The sequence below is a fragment of the Capnocytophaga sputigena genome, from assembly GCF_002302495.1.
Taxonomy (GTDB): Bacteria; Bacteroidota; Bacteroidia; order Flavobacteriales; family Flavobacteriaceae; genus Capnocytophaga; species Capnocytophaga sputigena.
This window is the reverse complement of sequence record NZ_CP022379.1, coordinates 2,817,620-2,836,020: the sequence shown is the minus strand read 5'-3', so window position 1 is coordinate 2,836,020 and position 18,401 is coordinate 2,817,620. Positions and strand designations below refer to the sequence as shown.

The 18,401-nt window shown below is 36.0% G+C and carries 22 protein-coding genes; 10 read left to right on the top strand and 12 right to left on the bottom strand.

Going from position 1 to position 18,401, the window contains the following annotated elements:
* The first annotated feature begins 1 nt into the window (after position 1).
* The 5 genes from CGC57_RS12740 (at position 2) to rsmA (ending at position 4,528) form a co-directional block, all read left to right on the top strand.
* Positions 2-349, top strand: a complete 348-nt coding sequence (locus CGC57_RS12740; RefSeq protein ID WP_095899417.1) for a DUF2853 family protein — start codon at positions 2-4, stop codon at positions 347-349.
* A 59-nt stretch (positions 350-408) separates the two neighbouring features.
* Complete coding sequence (locus tag CGC57_RS12735) at positions 409-1,443, top strand: DUF445 domain-containing protein (RefSeq protein ID WP_095899416.1); 1,035 nt, start codon at positions 409-411, stop codon at positions 1,441-1,443.
* Between the two features lie 88 nt (positions 1,444-1,531).
* Complete coding sequence (gene tgt, locus CGC57_RS12730; protein ID WP_095899415.1) at positions 1,532-2,662, top strand: tRNA guanosine(34) transglycosylase Tgt; 1,131 nt, start codon at positions 1,532-1,534, stop codon at positions 2,660-2,662.
* 11 nt (positions 2,663-2,673) lie between these two features.
* Positions 2,674-3,750 carry an LptF/LptG family permease gene (locus CGC57_RS12725; protein WP_095899523.1) on the top strand — a complete coding sequence of 359 codons (1,077 nt, stop codon included), beginning with the start codon at positions 2,674-2,676 and terminating at the stop codon, positions 3,748-3,750.
* A 4-nt stretch (positions 3,751-3,754) separates the two neighbouring features.
* Positions 3,755-4,528 carry a 16S rRNA (adenine(1518)-N(6)/adenine(1519)-N(6))-dimethyltransferase RsmA gene (gene rsmA, locus CGC57_RS12720; protein ID WP_095899414.1) on the top strand — a complete coding sequence of 258 codons (774 nt, stop codon included), beginning with the start codon at positions 3,755-3,757 and terminating at the stop codon, positions 4,526-4,528.
* A gap of 4 nt (positions 4,529-4,532) precedes the next feature.
* On the opposite strand, the gene CGC57_RS12715 is transcribed toward rsmA, so the two are convergent.
* Complete coding sequence (locus tag CGC57_RS12715) at positions 4,533-5,276, bottom strand: shikimate dehydrogenase family protein (RefSeq protein WP_095899413.1); 744 nt, start codon at positions 5,274-5,276, stop codon at positions 4,533-4,535.
* 94 nt (positions 5,277-5,370) lie between these two features.
* On the opposite strand from CGC57_RS12715, the gene CGC57_RS12710 reads away from it, so the two are divergent.
* The 3 genes from CGC57_RS12710 (at position 5,371) to CGC57_RS12700 (ending at position 9,157) form a co-directional block, all read left to right on the top strand.
* Positions 5,371-6,543: an AIR synthase related protein gene (locus CGC57_RS12710; protein ID WP_095899412.1), complete on the top strand. Its 1,173-nt coding sequence runs from the start codon at positions 5,371-5,373 to the stop codon at positions 6,541-6,543.
* Positions 6,544-6,601: 58 nt separating this feature from the next.
* Positions 6,602-7,690 (top strand): hypothetical protein, encoded by a 1,089-nt coding sequence (locus CGC57_RS12705; protein ID WP_095899411.1) that lies wholly within the window; start codon positions 6,602-6,604, stop codon positions 7,688-7,690.
* A 111-nt stretch (positions 7,691-7,801) separates the two neighbouring features.
* Positions 7,802-9,157, top strand: coding sequence for a peptidylprolyl isomerase (locus CGC57_RS12700; RefSeq protein ID WP_095899522.1), 1,356 nt, complete (start codon positions 7,802-7,804; stop codon positions 9,155-9,157).
* Positions 9,158-9,262: 105 nt separating this feature from the next.
* On the opposite strand, the gene CGC57_RS12695 is transcribed toward CGC57_RS12700, so the two are convergent.
* From CGC57_RS12695 to CGC57_RS12650, 10 genes are all read right to left on the bottom strand, one after another.
* Positions 9,263-10,981: an alpha-amylase family glycosyl hydrolase gene (locus CGC57_RS12695; protein WP_095899410.1), complete on the bottom strand. Its 1,719-nt coding sequence runs from the start codon at positions 10,979-10,981 to the stop codon at positions 9,263-9,265.
* Positions 10,978-11,202: a hypothetical protein gene (locus CGC57_RS12690; RefSeq protein WP_095899521.1), complete on the bottom strand. Its 225-nt coding sequence runs from the start codon at positions 11,200-11,202 to the stop codon at positions 10,978-10,980. Before CGC57_RS12690 ends, CGC57_RS12695 begins: the two co-directional genes overlap by 4 nt.
* Before the next feature lie 71 nt (positions 11,203-11,273).
* Positions 11,274-12,381 (bottom strand): peptide chain release factor 2 gene (gene prfB / locus CGC57_RS12685; protein ID WP_095899409.1). Its coding sequence is split into 2 segments (ribosomal slippage): positions 11,274-12,320 and positions 12,322-12,381, totalling 1,107 coding nucleotides; the frame shifts between segments, so codons are not numbered across the junction.
* 62 nt (positions 12,382-12,443) lie between these two features.
* Positions 12,444-12,998 (bottom strand): ribosome recycling factor, encoded by a 555-nt coding sequence (gene frr / locus CGC57_RS12680; RefSeq protein WP_002678917.1) that lies wholly within the window; start codon positions 12,996-12,998, stop codon positions 12,444-12,446.
* Between the two features lie 11 nt (positions 12,999-13,009).
* The gene (locus CGC57_RS13085; protein WP_095899408.1) at positions 13,010-13,243 is read right to left on the bottom strand and encodes a hypothetical protein; all 234 of its coding nucleotides are present in this window, start codon (positions 13,241-13,243) and stop codon (positions 13,010-13,012) included.
* Positions 13,243-13,446 carry a hypothetical protein gene (locus CGC57_RS12670; RefSeq protein WP_095899407.1) on the bottom strand — a complete coding sequence of 68 codons (204 nt, stop codon included), beginning with the start codon at positions 13,444-13,446 and terminating at the stop codon, positions 13,243-13,245. The genes CGC57_RS13085 and CGC57_RS12670 overlap by 1 nt, the downstream gene beginning before the upstream one ends.
* A 6-nt stretch (positions 13,447-13,452) precedes the next feature.
* Positions 13,453-14,160 (bottom strand): UMP kinase, encoded by a 708-nt coding sequence (gene pyrH / locus CGC57_RS12665; protein ID WP_009413604.1) that lies wholly within the window; start codon positions 14,158-14,160, stop codon positions 13,453-13,455.
* A gap of 150 nt (positions 14,161-14,310) precedes the next feature.
* Positions 14,311-14,880, bottom strand: coding sequence for a 5-formyltetrahydrofolate cyclo-ligase (locus CGC57_RS12660; protein WP_095899406.1), 570 nt, complete (start codon positions 14,878-14,880; stop codon positions 14,311-14,313).
* Positions 14,877-15,734: a GH25 family lysozyme gene (locus CGC57_RS12655; RefSeq protein ID WP_095899405.1), complete on the bottom strand. Its 858-nt coding sequence runs from the start codon at positions 15,732-15,734 to the stop codon at positions 14,877-14,879. Before CGC57_RS12655 ends, CGC57_RS12660 begins: the two co-directional genes overlap by 4 nt.
* A gap of 20 nt (positions 15,735-15,754) precedes the next feature.
* On the bottom strand, positions 15,755-16,564 hold the full coding sequence (locus CGC57_RS12650; protein WP_095899404.1) for a M48 family metallopeptidase: 810 nt from the start codon (positions 16,562-16,564) through the stop codon (positions 15,755-15,757).
* Positions 16,565-16,688: 124 nt separating this feature from the next.
* On the opposite strand from CGC57_RS12650, the gene udk reads away from it, so the two are divergent.
* Positions 16,689-17,303: a uridine kinase gene (gene udk / locus CGC57_RS12645; RefSeq protein ID WP_095899403.1), complete on the top strand. Its 615-nt coding sequence runs from the start codon at positions 16,689-16,691 to the stop codon at positions 17,301-17,303.
* Positions 17,303-17,611 carry a septum formation inhibitor gene (locus CGC57_RS12640; protein WP_095899402.1) on the top strand — a complete coding sequence of 103 codons (309 nt, stop codon included), beginning with the start codon at positions 17,303-17,305 and terminating at the stop codon, positions 17,609-17,611. The genes udk and CGC57_RS12640 overlap by 1 nt, the downstream gene beginning before the upstream one ends.
* A gap of 10 nt (positions 17,612-17,621) precedes the next feature.
* Here CGC57_RS12640 and CGC57_RS12635 read toward each other — a convergent pair whose 3' ends face one another.
* Positions 17,622-18,368 (bottom strand): biotin--[acetyl-CoA-carboxylase] ligase, encoded by a 747-nt coding sequence (locus CGC57_RS12635; protein WP_095899401.1) that lies wholly within the window; start codon positions 18,366-18,368, stop codon positions 17,622-17,624.
* Positions 18,369-18,401: the final 33 nt, after the last annotated feature.

The window sequence follows — 18,401 nt, the reverse complement described above, 5'->3', positions numbered from 1 at the left end:
TATGAGTAAACGTGATGATTTAATCGCTGTGTACACCCAAGATTTAAAAGAAAAATGTGGTGAAAAGAACCCAGATGTAGAGTTCTTAACAAAAGTAACGGTAGGTTTAGGACCTTGTATTTACAACAATGATGCTTCTAAAGTATCTGGCTCTGACCAAACTGAATTAGACCGTGTAAAACAAAACTTCCTAATCAAAAAATTAGGCTTAAAAGATGGTCCTGAGTTAGACAAGGCTATTGATGTTGTACTCGAAAAATACGGCAAATCTAACAAAAGCAAGTACCGTGCAGTTGTGTATTATCTGTTGGCTAAACACTTCAAAAAAGAAAGCGTTTACAACAAATAAAAATCAAAAAAGGCTGTTCATCCATTGAGCAGCCTTTTTTATCAGATAACAAGTAATAAATGGAGAATAAAAAAAGAAAACTACAACACCACAAGAATATAGCTACAGGACTCTTTGTTTTGATGCTCGTCATTTATATAGTAATGTTGATAGCTCATAAAAAAGCTCCTGAACTCACTTTTATAGGTTATATAAAGGCTTTTTCTGAAGCTGCTATGGTAGGAGCACTTGCCGATTGGTTTGCAGTTACAGCTCTCTTTCACAAGCCTTTAGGATTAAACATTCCTCATACTAACCTCATTGAGGAACGAAAAAATGATATAGGTGAAAACTTAGGTGATTTTGTAGTGGAAAACTTTTTGAAACCTAAACAAATACGTCCTTATATTACCAATATTAAAATCTCTACCTTTATAATAGAACAACTTTCAAAAGAAAGTACACTAACTAAGATTAAATCTTTTGTAAAGGACATTCCTCTCAATAAAAAAGTAAGTGAAGCTCTGATTTCCTTTTTAGATGAGAATAAACACCAAGAATTTCTCCAACAATTTTTTGAAAAAATAGCCACATATCTCTTTGAAAATGAGGAACTCATACATCAAGAAATCAAAGAACAGTTTTCTTCTCTTACTCCTTCATTTGTAAAAAACAAAGTTGCTAAAAAAGTTGCCAATGGACTTTACTTATTAGCTTTAAAAACTTCACAAGATAAAACTCACCCTATCAGGGCTGAAATCACAGCACAATTATATGAATTTGCTGAAAAACTCAATGCCCCTGAAGGAGAATTACAACTTACAAAACTCTTGCAAAAAGGAGTTGAACAACTTACTGATGAACTGCAACACAACACTGTTTTACAACACCAAATAGACATTTGGGCACAGAAAACTGCCTATCAATTTGTGCTAAAAAACAAAGAGGAAGTCGGAAAACTCATCAGTCATACGGTAGAGAATTGGGAAGGACGTGAATTGAGCGAAAAACTTGAATTAGAAGTAGGTAAAGACCTCCAATTTATCCGTATCAATGGGACTTTGGTAGGTGGTTTAGTCGGTTTGGCTATTTACGCCATCACTCAATTATTCTAAAAGATAATATACTAACTAATTTGCTAATTCTGCTAATTTGTTAATTTGCAAATTCTTCCCTACCTTTGCGCCCGAAAATATTTCAACTATGGAATTTGAATTACTAAAAACAGATGAACATACTAAAGCACGTGCTGGAAAGATTACTACCAGCCACGGCGTGATTGAAACCCCCATTTTTATGCCCGTGGGAACGGTGGGAAGCGTGAAAGGAGTACACCAACGCGAACTGAAAAACGATATTAATGCCGATATCATCTTGGGGAACACCTATCACCTCTATTTACGACCTCAAACCTCCATTTTAGAAAAAGCAGGAGGCTTACATAAGTTTATTAATTGGGATAGAAACATACTTACCGATAGCGGTGGTTATCAAGTATATTCATTGGCTGCCAACCGAAAGATAAAAGAAGAAGGTGTGAAATTTAAAAGTCATATTGATGGCTCTTTTCACTTCTTTTCACCTGAAAGTGTAATGGAAATAGAACGCAGTATAGGTGCTGATATTATGATGGCTTTTGATGAATGTACACCTTACCCTTGTGAATACAGTTATGCAAAACGTTCAATGCATCTCACACATAGGTGGCTTGATAGATGCATTGCTCACCTCGAAAAAGTACCTCCTAAATACGGTTATCATCAAAGTTTATTCCCGATAGTACAAGGGTCAGTCTACAAAGACCTTCGTACACAGTCTGCCGAATATATTGCAAGCAAAAATGCTGATGGAAACGCTATTGGAGGACTATCAGTAGGCGAACCGGTAGAACAAATGTATGAAATGACTGAACTTGTATGTGATATTCTCCCCAAAGACAAACCTCGATACCTTATGGGAGTGGGAACCCCCATTAATATATTGGAAAATATTGCTTTGGGAGTGGATATGATGGATTGTGTAATGCCTACGCGTAATGCTCGCAACGGAATGCTCTTTACGGCAAAAGGAATTATCAATATTAAAAACAAAAAATGGGAAGATGATTTCTCTCCTATAGACCCTGATGGTCATACTTATGTAGATACCTATTACACAAAAGCCTATTTGCGCCATTTATTTGCTGCCAATGAATTTCTTGGCAAACAAATTGCTTCTATTCATAATCTTGGTTTCTATTTATGGCTCGTGAGAGAAGCTCGCCGACAAATTATAGCGGGTACTTTCCTTCAGTGGAAAACCAAAATGGTTACCGATATGTCAAATCGTTTATAAAAAATAAAAAAATGAAAATACTCGACTGGTACATCTTAAAACGCTACCTTCTTACTTTCTTTATGATGATAGTCCTCTTTATTCCTATTGGAATTATTGTAGATCTATCTGAAAAAGTAGATAAGATGATACAAAGAAAAGCACCAATGAACGAAATATTGTGGTATTACCTCAGTTTTATTGTTTATTTTGCCAATATTTTATTCCCTATCTTATTATTTCTCTCTATCATTTGGTTTACATCAAAGTTAGCTAATAATACAGAAATTATTGCTATCCAGAGCTCAGGTGTATCGTATATGCGCTTTTTGCGTCCATATATCGTGGGTGCGAGCATCATTTCTGTGATAGTGTTCTTTATGGGAATGTTTATTGTACCAGCTGCTAGTACTGTATATAACGACTTTTGGAATAAGTACATACGCTCTTCAAAGGTGGAAAGTGTTTCAGACCTCTACAATCAGTTTTCTGATAATGATTATTTATATGTAAGTTCATTTAATTACCAAGAACAAAAAGGATATAACTTTTCAGTAGAACATTTTGATGGTATTAAGATGAAGGAAAAAATAAATGCCGAAACAATTCAGTGGATAGATAGTACAAAAACTTACAGACTTACCAATTATTCCAAAAGAAAAATAGGTGAAGGTGATGATATATTAGTGAAACGTGACCAGTTAGACACTATATTCAATTTCAAACCCGATGACCTAATGCCGATGGAATATACAGCAGAAAACAAGAACTTGTTTGAACTGAATAAGTTCATTGAACGCGAAAAGATGAAAGGTTCTCCCAATTTAAATATGTATCTATTAGTAAAATATCGTCGTTGGGGTGCTATAAGTACAGCCTTTATTCTTACACTTATCGGTGTAGCTGTTTCATCAGTAAAAAAACGCGGAGGAATGGGAATCAACCTAATGGTAGGAGTTGTTGTAGGATTTAGTTTTGTATTCTTCGACCGTGTATTTGGAACCCTTGCCCAAACCTCAGGAGGACTCTCTCCTCTAATGGCTGTCGTCTTACCTAACCTTATTTTCCTTACCTTAGCTATTTTGTTACTCCGAAAAGTAAGAAGTTAGATTTATGGAATTAGTAAAAGCAAAAAAACATTTAGGGCAACATTTCTTAAAGGATTTAAACATCGCTCAAAAAATAGCTGATACACTATCACTAAAAGGTTATAATAAAGTGATAGAAATAGGCGCAGGAATGGGGGTACTCACTCAATTTTTACTCAAAAAAGATGTTGATGTACACATCGTTGAAATTGATAAGGAATCAGTAGCTTATTTAGAAACTCATTATCCCGAACTCAAAGGAAAAATCATTGCCGATGATTTCTTGAAATACAATATAGATGATTATATAGGGGAGCCCTTCGCTATTATTGGTAATTTCCCATACAATATTTCTACTCAAATTGTTTTTAAATTGCTTGAATTGCGAGAATATGTTCCTGAGTTTAGTGGAATGTTTCAAAAAGAAGTAGCTGAACGTATATGCGAGCGCGAAGGCAGTAAAACGTATGGTATCTTATCAGTTTTAGTACAGGCTTTTTATGAAACGAGCTATTTATTCACAGTTTCTGAGAGTGTTTTTAATCCTCCGCCCAAAGTAAAGAGTGGTGTAATACGATTAGTACGCAAAGCTGACTTCCATTTAGATTGTGATGAAAGATTATTCTTTACCGTAGTGAAAACGGCTTTCAATCAACGGCGAAAAACCCTTCGCAATAGCCTAAAATCACTGCTTATAGATGAGAATTTAAAACAAGACTCTATATTTGATAAACGCCCTGAACAATTGCCTTGGCAAGATTTTGTGCGTATTACTAAAGTAATAAGTGAGCAACATTAATTTGTTAGCTCACTATTTTTTGCCAAATCTCCCACGATTTTTCAGCTTGTAACACTAACATCTGCAAACCATTACAAATGGTAGCCCCTCGCTGTTTCCCTTTTTGTAAAAAAGTAGTTTCTACGGGATTATAGATGAGATCATAGAGCAAGTGTTGTGGAGTGATATATTCATAAGGAATTGGAGGACAATCTGTAATATTTGGAAAAGTTCCTAAGGGAGTACAATTTACAATCAAAGTATACTTTTGAAAAAGTTCAGGGGTGAGTTCATCATAAGCTAACTGACCTTCTTTAGGAGTACGGGATACAAATTGAGCTCTAATTCTTAATTGCTTAAGAGCGTACGCTACAGCACTTGAAGCCCCTCCTGTACCCAATATAAGAGCAAAAGTGTGATGGGGTTGTAAGAGCGGACGTAATGATTCTCGAAAGCCATAACAATCAGTATTGTAGCCTATAAGTCCTTTAGGTGTTACTTGTATGGTATTTACAGCTCCTATATCATAAGCAGTAGGATCTATCGCTATTAGGAACTTGATAATATCACGCTTATAAGGAATGGTTACATTCATTCCTCTTAAATTAGGTGTAGCACGCAATAAATCTGTCAGTTCATCAATATTTTGGATATCAAAATTCACATACTGACTGTTTTTCACATCTTCGCGTTTAAATTTTTCGGTAAAATAATTTCTTGAAAAAGAATAATCTATATTCTTACCTACTAATGCATATATGTTGTTCATTTCTTTTTTTGGCAAAGATAAGGATAATTAATTAATTTGCCAATTTGCTAATTGACAAATTATTCTTACCTTTGCCTCTCAAAATTAAACTATAATGGAAGTAAGTAAACGCTATGCACAACGTGGAGTTTCGGCTGCGAAAGACGAAGTGCATAAAGCTATCAAAAATATCAATAAAGGATTGTTCCCTAGAGCTTTCTGCAAAATAGTCCCCGATTATCTTACGGGTGATGACCAATATTGCCTTGTAATGCACGCTGATGGAGCAGGTACTAAGTCGGCTTTGGCTTATATGTATTGGAAAACTACGGGCGATCTAAGTGTTTGGAAAGGAATTGCTCAAGATGCCCTCATAATGAACATAGATGATTTATTGTGTGTTGGAGCAGTAGATAACATTATGCTTTCTTCTACTATAGGGCGTAACAAAAACCTCATTCCTGCAGAAGTTATTTCAGCAATTATCAATGGTACTGAAGAACTTATCAATGAATTGGCTAACTTTGGGGTACATATTCACTCTACAGGAGGTGAAACTGCCGATGTAGGTGATTTAGTCCGTACTATCATTGTCGATTCCACTGTAACAGCACGTATGAAACGTAGTAAAGTGATTGATAATGCAAACATCAAAGCAGGCAATGTAATTGTAGGATTGGCTTCTTATGGGCAAGCTACTTATGAAACTTCTTATAATGGCGGTATGGGTAGCAACGGACTTACCTCAGCTCGACACGATGTTTTCAACAAATCATTAGCAAATCAATTCCCTGAAAGTTTTGATCCCTCAGTTCCTGAAGAGCTCGTATATGCAGGAACTAAACACCTCACTGATAGTGTTGTAGGTTCTCCTATAGACGCGGGGAAACTCGTCCTCTCTCCTACCCGCACCTACGCACCTATTATCAAAAAGATATTAGAAAAATACAACAATACCCAAATATGTGGAATGGTACATTGTAGTGGAGGAGCACAAACTAAAATATTGCATTTTATAGATAACTTGCATATTGTTAAAAACAATCTCTTCCCCGTTCCTCCTCTCTTTCAACTTATTCAAGAAGAATCTAAAACCGATTGGAAGGAAATGTACCAAGTATTTAACTGTGGTCATCGTATGGAACTCTATGTACCTGAAGCTATTGCCGAGGATTTGATAGCTATCTCACAGTCATTTGGCGTACCTGCTCAAGTAATAGGATATGTAGAGGCTTCTGATAAAAAATGTCTAACTATAAAAAGCGAATACGGTACTTTTGAATACTAAATTAAACATACAAACCGATATACGATGGGCATTTGCTTATTTTGCCATAGTTGTGTGCTTGGGTATCTTTATGCGCTCAGTACAAGTAGCCGACTATCCTTTTGTATTCAATTATCGGAATATTGTGCATACCCATTCTCATTTAGCGCTTTTAGGATTTGTATATGTACTACTTTCAGCTATTTTAGCGCGAACTTTCATTCCTTTCAACACTCAACTACACAAACGCTACCGATGGCTGTTCTACATTACCCAATTCTCAGTATTAGGTATGCTCTGTAGCTTCCCTTTTCAAGGATATGGAGCCATTTCTATCAGTTTTTCATCAGTATTTATCATTTGTACTTACTTCTTTGCGAGATTCTTTATAAAATATGCTACTTCCCCTTTTGTAAAGATGGGCATCTTTTATCTTATTCTATCAAGTTTAGGAATATGGTTTATGCCTGTAACTATTGTAAAGTTTGGTAAATTTTCTGAAATGTATATGTGTTCCATTGCTTTCTTTTTGCACTTTCAATACAATGGATGGATGCTCAGTAGCCTAATGGGACTTTTTGTAAAAAAATATGGTTGGGATATACAATACCCTCAACTTATCAAGCGCATATTTATTCTATTTCAAGCGGGAATTATAGGGTCACTTTTTATCTCGTGGGTAGGCTATTTTAGTTATCCTATCTACTATATCGTTGGGGGAGTTTCTGTGCTTATTTGGCTTACTTCTGTAATAATGATATTGCGCCTATACCTAAAAACTCAACCTAAGAGCTTTTTAGCAACAGTTTTTATCTGTTTTTTTATTGCCAAAGTAGCAATGATGTTCACTGGTGCTTTCCCCGTGCTTACCCCCTATTTATTTAAAAACATCGACCTACTAATTAGTTATTTGCACTTCAATTTTCTAGGAATTGTAACCATAGGTCTCTTGCTGTTTTTAGAAGAAGTATATAAAGTAAATCGTTGGCTTATTTATCTATTTCTCTTTTGTTTTATCACCACCGAAGGATTAATCGTCTATAAGGGATTTTCAGTTATTGGAAACTACCCTATTTTTAGCAATTTTTATGAGTATTTATGGTTATTCACTGCTCCTTTTTATTTCCCTGCAATAGGGTGGCTCATCGGTAGTTTTAAAATAAAATAACGTAGAATGTTTCGTTTTTCCAATATAAATACTACTTTTGCAAATTAGTTAGTGCAATTAGGCACATCTTTTGATATGATAATAGAACGTTTAAAGTTAATAACAAAGTTTATGAATAAAACAAAAATTTGGTCAGTTCTTGTAATGTTGTTGTTTACCACTCCATTTTTTGCCCAAAACAACGAGCGTAAAAAGGTAGATGGCGTGGCAGCTGTAGTAGGTGATTATCTAATTTTGGAATCAGATATAGACAAGGCGTATATTGATTTGCAACAACAAGAAGTAGATACCCGTGAAATCAACCGTTGCCAGATGTTAGGCAAACTGATGGAGGATAAACTCTATGCTCACCAAGCTGTGCAAGATAGTGTGAAGCTCACCGATAGCGAAGTACGCGACCAAGTGAACCAACGTATTGAGTTTTTAACTGCTCAATTAGGTGGTGATATCAAAAAACTATTACAGTTCTACAAAAAAGATGACGAACAATCTATGCGTGACGAACTTTTCAACCTTTTGAAGGTGAGTATGCTCGCTCAGCGTATGAAACAACAAATTATTAAAGATGTAGAAGTAACTCCTGAAGAAATACGCACCTTCTTCAATGCTATACCAGCCGATGAGCGTCCGCATTTTGGTACTGAATTAGAAATAGCTCAAATTGTGGTAAACCCAGTTGCCCCTAAGAGTTCAGTACAAAAAGTAATAGATCAACTCAATGATATTAAAAAGGATGTAGAAGAAAATGGTATGAGTTTTTCTACCAAAGCCATTCTCTACTCTCAAGACCGTGCTACTGGCGGACAAGTCCTTACTTTCAATCGTAATTCTGCTTTCGATAAAGCTTTTAAAGATGTAGCTTTTACTTTGCAAGAAGGCGAAATATCTAAACCTTTTGAGTCAAGTTTCGGTTGGCATATTATTCAAATGGACAAGATTCGTGGTAAAGAAGTAAGTGTACGCCACATTTTATTAATGCCTGATATCCCTGAGGAAGCTCTCAACGAAGCTAAAGAAAAAATATCCAAAATTCGTGAACGCATCATTAACAAAGAACTCACTTTTGATGAGGCTGCACGTAATTTCTCTGATGAAAAAGAAACTCGTAACGATGGCGGTCAGCTTATCAACCCTGAAGATCTTTCTACTCGTTTTGAACTTACCCGTATAGAGCCTACTCTTTACGCACGTATTTCAGACCTAAAAGATAATGAGGTGTCAGTTCCTTTTCTAGATGAAGACAGAACTGGTAAAAAGACTTATAAGATTTACCAAATTACAAATCGTATTGATGAACACCAAGCCGATTTTGTAAAGGATTACGTAAAAATACAAGATTTAGCCCTCAAAGAAAAACAGTTAAAAACTATCAACAAGTGGATGAAAGAACACATTGAAAAGACTTACATTTCAGTAAATGGAGAATATAAAAATTGTAAGTTTGAAAATAATTGGCTGAAGAAATAATTTCCCCTTACTTTAATGGGAAAATATCTAAAAAAAATAAAAAGTGAGAAACAAAACTATCATAAGTTTTATTTCTCACTTTTTATTACCAATATAAATACTTTATCAAGAAATTCTAAACACTAAAGACTCCAAAGGGGCTATATCTACTCGCAATCTTCCTTTGCCATTTTCTATATATAGGGTAGTTTGCTTTTCGTAGTAAAGAGCATCGCTAAGGGTATATGTACCGTCATTCAAGAACCAACTGCCTAACAAATAGGCTGGCAATTGCAAGTCAAAACCATAATTTTCGTGTTCACTAAAATTGCATACTATCACCCATTGTTCTTCTTCATTCCCTCTCGCAAAACTATACACTTTGTCGTTGTAATAAACGGTGTGCTCTCGATTATATTGATGCAAATCAATATAAGCTCCATTGACCTTTAAATTGAGTAATCGCTGATAGAAATCACGTAATGCTCGCTCTGAATTACTAAGCTGACCTCCGTCATATTGTTTGTTGTTCACCCACCGTTGATGAGCAGGAACTCCTATATAATCAAAAATAGAAGTACGCGACGGACTGCCAAAACCTGCCCATTCTGCCGCTCTCTCTCCCACCTCCTGACCAAAATACACCATCACCGGTGACTCGCCAATGAGGGTAGAAACTACCATTGCAGGTTTAGCCTTTTCGGCATAGCCCGCAAATTCTGGTGAGGCTATACGTTGCTCATCGTGGTTTTCTAAGAAATGTAACATACGGTCTGAAATATCAGAAAGCTCACGTTGTATGGGGACAATGGCATCAGTGCTATGTTCGTGTGCTACAATATTGCGCAAAGTGTCATACAATTGCACTTTGTCGTACAAGTAATCCATCTTCCCTAAGTGCAAGTAAGAGCGATATTCATTGGGGTTATATACCTCAGCCAGCAGAAAAGCCTCTGGGTTATGATATTTAATAGCCGAATTGAGATAACTCCAAAACTCCACAGGTACCATTTCAGCCATATCATAACGGAATCCATCTACACCTTTCTCAAGCCAATACAAAGCAATATCTTTGAACTTTTGCCAAGTATTAGGCACAGTTTTGTCTTGCCAAAAATGGTAATGCACTTCTGTATCTTCACTCTCAAAACCTATAGGTAGTTCTGGAAAATCCTTAATACCATCAGGGCGTACCCCATAGTTGAGCTTTACGGTTTCATACCAATCATTGCGATCGGGCTGAGAAGCACGTGCCCTATTACCTGTCCATTTAGCAGGAAACTCGTGATATTCGCCATAAATACCTTCAGGTAGTTTAAAAGCCTCATTGGGGTTGTAATAGAAATTGTTATTTACTGCATAAGTTACCGAAATATCATCATCTTCTCCAAAACCTCTTATTCCCTCAGGTTTAGCAATACTCTCATAACGGCGTGCCACGTGATTAGGCACTATATCCATAATCACTTTCAGTCCGCACTGGTGCGTACGTGCTATAAGGGCTTCCCATTCCTCCAAACGTTGTGCGGGATTGTCAGCAAGGTCTGGGTTTACAGTGTAATAATCTTTTATGGCATAAGGAGAGCCCGCACGTCCTTTTACTACCGCCGGAAAGTCATTACTGATACCATAAGCTGTATAATCAGTAGTGAGTGCGTGATGTAATACTCCTGTAAACCATATATGTGTAGCTCCTAACTTTTTTATTTCTAATAGAGCCTTCTCAGTAAAATCCGAGAACTTACCCACTCCATTTTCATCTTTAGTGCCCCACGCTTTATTGGTAGTATTAGTATTCCCAAAAAGTCTCGTTAGCACTTGGTAAACTACTATTTTGTTATTCATTTTAAACTGTTTTTAGCTTCTTCTAATAACTTAATAAATACATTGTAATCAACTTTATGAGTTATCATATCCTTATTAATTAGCTTGATAGTAGGTATTTCAACAAAGAAATTACCATTATCATCATAACTAACTAATGCTATATATTTATCATCTATATAAATCTCAGCTACTAAATTGTCATAATTACAATCACTACATATTAGTATTTCTTTCTTCATAAAAATAAAATACTTTGCCAAAGGTTTAATAGCTATTGTGCTACAACCTTTGGCAAAGTTTATACTAATCATTAATCAGTATCGCCCGTGCGACTTGTGCCCATAAGCATTAAGTAGGCTTTAAGAAATTCGTCGAGTTCGCCGTTCATTACGCTATCTACATCAGTAGATTCGTAATTAGTGCGTACATCCTTCACGAGTTTATAGGGGTGCATTACATAGTTGCGTATTTGCGAACCCCACTCTATCTTCATCTTGCCTGCCTCTATCTCATCGCGTTTAGCCTGACGCTTTTTGAGTTCTATCTCATACAACTGCGATTTGAGCAATTGCAACGCCTTGTTTTTATTATCAAGCTGACTGCGGGTCTCGGAGTTCTCAATAATAATTCCCGTAGGGTGGTGACGTAAGCGCACTGCTGTCTCTACTTTGTTTACATTCTGCCCGCCTGCTCCACTCGAGCGCATTGTCTCAAAGGTAATATCCGCAGGGTTGATTTCTATTTCAATAGTATCATCTGCCAGCGGGTATACATATACCGAGGCAAATGAGGTATGGCGTTTAGCGTTGCTATCAAAAGGTGAGATGCGCACCAAGCGATGTACACCATTCTCTCCTTTGAGATAACCAAAAGCATATTCACCTTCAATTTCAATAGTAACTGTTTTAATACCTGCTACATCACCTTCTTGGAAGTTGAGCGTCTTTACCTTATACTTTTGGTTGTTGCACCACATTGTGTACATTCGCAAGAGCATTGAAGCCCAGTCGCAACTTTCAGTTCCGCCTGCTCCTGCAGTAATTTGCAGTACAGCACTCATCGCATCGCCTTCATCAGAGAGCATATTGCGAAATTCCAATGCCTCAATAGCGTGTAGGGCTTGTGCGTATTGCTGGTCTACCTCGTCAGCAGTAGCTTCACCTTCTTTAAAGAAGTCAAGTAATACCTCCACATCCGAGGTAAGACTTTCAGCTTCCTCATAATCTTCTACCCATTTCTTTTGAGTGCGAAGTTCACGCATCACCTTTTCAGCCTCTTTGGTATTATCCCAAAAATCAGGTGCAAAAGTCTTCTCTTCTTCGTTACTTATTTCAATACGTTTGGCATCTATGTCAAAGATACCTCCTTAACGCACCCAGGCGATTCACTAAATCCTTAACTTGTTCGTTATTTGTCATTTCTTATTACTTATTATATTACTATACCCTATCCTCTCTTACCTCTTATCTCTTACCTAAACCTAAACTTTTAGTATCTCAGCTTCTTTTGCAGCTAATACTTCCTCTACCTTTTTGATGTATTTATCGGTGAGTTTTTGTACGCGTTCTTCGGCATCTTTCTTGATATCGTCAGAAGTTTCTACTTTTTTGATTTCCTTATTAGCATCTTGTCGAGCATTGCGCACACTGATTTTAGCATCTTCGCCTTCACCTTTAGCTTGTTTTACAAGTTCACGACGACGTTCTTCGGTAAGTGGTGGAACAGTGATAATCACCATTTCGCCATTGTTCATTGGGTTAAAGCCTAAGTTAGCTATCTGGATAGCTTTCTCAATAGGTTGAATCATTTTCTTTTCCCAAGGCTGAATAGAAATGGTACGCGAGTCAGGAGCTGACACGTTAGCTACCTGACTAAGAGGGGTTTGCGCTCCATAATAGTCTACCATTACGCTACTTACCATTTGCGGACTAGCCTTACCTGCGCGAATATTGCCCAAAGCCTTGTCCAAGTGTTGCAACGCCTCTTGCATCGCCTCGTTTGTAGTGTCTAAGATAATATTAATTTCTTCGTTCATTGTATATTGTTTTATTTATTAGTATTAGTTTTATTAGATAATAACTTTTTAATTTTCATTTGTAGATTATTGTTCTTCTTATGAAAGAAGAAAATACCTACAATCAATAAAATTGTCAATAATGGTTGTATAATCACAAACAAATAGATATTCACTGCTTCATAAGTAGTTTCAAAAGAATCTGCTAATAAATGCAAGCCTTCTACTGCAAGGTCAAAATATCTATGTAATAGATTTTGCTCCATTAGTAGTGTGATTCTAATTGTTTAATAAAGCGCTTTTTCTCTCTGTATTGTACGTGTTTAACTACAAAAAGTACCAAAAGAGCTATATCTACCATAGGCATTAGAAAAATAAAGACAATAGCATTCACTTCTTTATAGGTAAACCCTGTAAAATTTGCCAATGATTGCATTACTTCACAACACCAATTAAACAATGCTTCCATTAACCATTAATCATTAACTACGGTTCCTACATTTTCCCCTGCTACTACTTTAGCGAGATTGCCTTTTTTGTTCATATCAAATACAATAATAGGCAAATGGTTCTCTTGGCTAAGAGTAAAAGCCGTCATATCCATTACTTTAAGGTTTTTATCAATACACTCATTAAAAGAGATATGGTCAAACTTCACTGCCTTAGGGTCTTTCTCGGGGTCGGCAGTATAGATACCATCTACGCGAGTCCCTTTGAGGATTACATCAGCATTGATTTCAATAGCACGAAGTACAGCTGCCGAGTCAGTTGTAAAGTAAGGATTACCAGTTCCTGCCCCGAAAATAACTACACGTCCTTTCTCTAAGTGGCGTACAGCACGACGCTTGATAAAAGGCTCAGCAATAGCTTCCATCTTAATAGCTGTTTGCAAACGGGTGAAGATACCTTCATCTTCCAATGCACTTTGTAGAGCGAGCGAGTTGATAACAGTCGCAAGCATTCCCATATAGTCGCCTTGCACTCTGTCCATACCATTGCTGGCACCTGCTACACCACGAAAAATATTCCCGCCACCAATCACGATAGCTACTTCTACTCCTTGTTTTACTACCTCTTTTATCTCGGTAGCGTATTCTTTTAATCGAGCAGGGTCAATACCGTACTGGCGACTCCCCATAAGGGCTTCCCCGCTGAGTTTAAGTAAAATTCTTTTATATTTCATTTCAATTGATAATTGACTTAATTCACTAATTTTGAGGGCAAAAATAAAGAAAATAAGAGTATTACACAAATTATTTAGAGGATTTATAGAACACTTTGTCAAAGACTTAGAGCTTTAACAAAGCTTCTATAAGTCGAAAACAACTGATAATCATTTAATTGTTATAATTTTTTCTGGGGTTACTATATGTGTAAGACGAACATCAGTAGAGAGAGAAATAGACGAAAAATTCTCTTCAGGTAAAAAAAATGAAAGCCCTATTTTAAGGGTTTCTGGACGACATTCTGCTAAAAATCGGTCATAGTAGCCTCCTCCGTAACCTATACGATTACCATAGAGGTCATAAGCGAGAAGAGGAACAAATACTACTTCTATTTTATGTGCAGAAATAGCAATTCCATCTTTAGGTTCTGGCACTCCCCAATTATTCGTCTGTAAAAGAGTATCTTTGGTAAATGGTATAGAAGTAAGAGTTCGCTTTTCAGAGTTCATTTTTGGTACCACTACTTGTTTGTTTTTCTGGTAAAGAAGTTGTAGAATAGGAGTTGTATCAACCTCATTGAGTTCTTCAATAGATAGGAATAGGTGATAACAATTATACCCCCATATATCGCATATTGAAAGTTGCTGAGCAATTTGTAGGCTCATCATTTCTCGCTCAGTTACCGATAAGGCTGTGCGTTTTTGTTTGTAGAGTTGCCGTAATTCTTTCTTGGTCATTTAATTAAAAGGGATTGTATTTCGGTAATGTCTCCATTGAAAACATTGAAGTCTATCTTCACTTTAGCCCCTGCGGTAATGCCATTTTCAGTAAATTGCCACATCTTCCAAGTAAATACCGAGGTAGGCACTGACACATTGTTGTAATTAGCTACCCAAAGAGGATAACTCTTAAAAGTAGGGTACAAATAATCTTCGTAAAAACTTATATAGGTATAAAGTATAGGTTTGCGTTTATAGCGTTTTTCAACGAGGTCTAACCACGTTTGTATATCTTTAAGGAACTGTTCTTTTGTTTTTTTCTTAGGCAATTGTTCTACATCTAATATAGGCAGGAAATCACCCTTTTCAAGTGTAGTGTTTTTGAGGTAAGATTGAGCTTGTAATATAGGATCTTCATCGGGACGATAGTAGTGATAAGCCCCTCGTATCAGTTGATGTTTTTTAGCTTCCTTCCAAAAGTGAATGAAGTTTTTATCGGTAGTTTCGTTGCCCATTGTCGCTCTAAAAATAGTAAATTGCAAGGGGTAACGAACTGTTTTGTTTTTGATGTAAAGACTATCCCATTGTATTTCATCGCGTTCCTGATAGTGAGAAAGGTCAATACCGAATACTTTGTCGTAATACAAACTCACTATGCGTTCAATACGCGCACTCTCATAAGTAGAATTCATTTTGCGAGAAGTGAGTTTATTGAGAATTTTTTGATAAAGGGCTGGATAATAGTTTCTAATATAAAAAGCACCTCCTATCCCCAATAACAAAAGACACGCTAAAAATACACTTATGTATTTGAAAGCGTTAGACTTGTTTCTTCTGAGGGTACGAGGTGCTTTTCTTTGTTTTTTTCTCATTTATATGATAGAGAGATTATTTATTTTATAGGAGTTTTGGGTAGAGTTACCTCTCCTGGGTCTTTCCAAAGACCATCTTTAATAGCACGTTTTTTAGCAGCTTCAGCACGTTTTTCGCTATCGGGGTGAGAACTCATCATTTTTTGGAATTTGCTTTGAGTATCACCACCTGAAAGTAATGCCATTTTTTTAAAAGCAGTGTAAACAGCTACTACATCGTAACCGTGTTTTTTCATAAAGTTATAAGCGTATTCATCAGCTTGTGACTCTTGTTTTTTACTATGTTTAGCTTCAAGCATAGCATTAGCCATCTCTCCAAGTTCGGTGTCGCTCAAGGCTCTTACTGCTCCTGAAGCTGCTCCTGCAGCATCTTGAGCTGCTGCACGCATATAAGCTGATTTAATAGCATCTTTAGTATCTTCATTTTTCACGTGACCTATTTCATGACCAATGATTGCTAAAAGTTCATCATCAGTCATCAAATCCATCAATGAAGAGAACACACGCACACTGCCATCAGCACAAGCAAAAGCGTTGATATCAATCACGTGATACACTTTGTAATTAAGCTCTAAACCATCTTCACTCTTGTGCTTACCAAAAAGGCGATTCAAACGTTTGGTATAAGGACTTTTACTATCGGTTACTGGATTGTGTTTATCCATCCATTCTACCGATTCTTTTGAAAGTTTTTTAGCATCTTCATTGCTAAAAGCAAGTGCTTGAGCTCCTTTAGAAACGGCACTTGCAGCTTTTCCTAAATTGATTTTCTGAGCTTGGCAGAAGCCAAATACTCCTACGCATAACGCAGTTAAGATAATTTTTTTCATCGAAAAATTCTTTTTAATTAATGCGACAAATGTAATACTTTTTTTATACACTACAAAATGTTTCTTATTTTTTTATTTTTTTAATCCCCTCTTTTTTACTAATTTTGCCCCAAAATTTTTAAAAATGCTTATCATAGGAATTACAGGCGGTACTGGTTGTGGTAAAACTACCGTTGTTAATCAAATAATTAAAGAACTTTCTGGTGAAGAAGTAACTGTTATATCACAAGATTCTTACTATAAAGACTTGAGTCATTTATCGTTTGCCGATCGCACTAAAATAAATTTCGATCACCCAAATTCTATAGATTTTGAATTACTAAAAGAACATCTTTTAGCTCTTAAAGAAGGCAAATCAATAGAAAGTCCTACCTATTCATTCGTAGAACACAACCGCACTCCCGAAACTGTTTTGGTAAAACCTACAAAAGTGGTGATTGTAGAGGGCATTCTCATTTTCTCCCACCCTGATATTCGCCAATTATTTGATATTAAAATTTTTGTTCATGCCGACTCCGATGAGCGACTTATCCGCCGTATCAAACGCGACATTACTGAACGTGGTAGAGATGTGAGCGAAGTACTTAACCGCTACCAAACGACCCTTAAACCTATGCACCTCGAATTTATAGAACCTGCTAAAGAATTTGCCGATATCATTATCCCTAACAATCGTCGCAATACTGTAGCTATAGAAATCCTCAAAACTCTTGTTCACAATCGTATTTTTCAACAATAATGAAAAAAAAAGCTAATTTTTCGTCTATTTTCAAAGGATATAAAAAATATCTTGTCATAGGAGGGGTATTTACTATCTATATGCTCTTTTTTGACAATGCTTCCTTTTTGGTACATAGAAATATGAACACTGAATTAGATAAACTCACTCGACAAAAACAATTCTTGCAAAAAGAAATTGAAAAAGACAAAAAAGAATTAGAGGCTCTCTATACTGATGAAGGTAAAGAAAAATTAGGACGTGAAGTGTATTATTTAAAACATGACGATGAAGAAGTTTTTATCATTGAATACGATACCATTAATTAGGTGTTAAAAATTAGTACAATAGTTCTATCTGTTTGAGAGAAAAATTTTTAATTGTCTCTTCACTTACTACTATCAATTCTCCTATAGATGTAACTCCTTTTATAATTCCCATAAAATGTATTCCTTCAGACGACCTAAAAGTAGATACTTTTTCTAAACGAAACAAATAATTTCTGTATACATTATATATCTCCTCAAAGGAAAAATTCTCTATTACAGTTAATTCTCTTTCTAGATTATTAATAATGCGCTTCATTAGCTGTTCCATATCCAAATTCTTCTTGATAATATTCTTCAACGAAGAAGCTTTAGGCAACCCTTCAAACTCTATTTGATTCACATTCAACCCTATACCTATGACACTTTTAGCTATTTGTTGCCCTTGTAATACATTTTCTATCAGTATCCCTCCTACTTTTTTATTATTAATTAAAATATCATTAGGCCATTTGATGTAGAGCTCTTCAGTGAGTGAGTGTTCTCTTAAAACATCTTCTACTGCCCTCACCACAGCTATAGCAACCGACATATTTAGCAAAAAAGCCTGCTGTAGCAACAGCTTTTTAGGGATAAAAAGTATACTAAAAGTAAGATTTTGATAAGGTTCTGTTTGCCATTTTGCCCCATACTGTCCTACACCTGCTGTTTGTTGAGGTGTCCATATAGTGAGAAAGTTAGGTAATGAAGTTTCAGAATGTACAAGCTCTTTAAGATAGCGATTTGTAGAATCTATAGTTTTTAATTTGATAATATTCATAGCGCAAAAGTATAAATAATTTGTCAATTTATC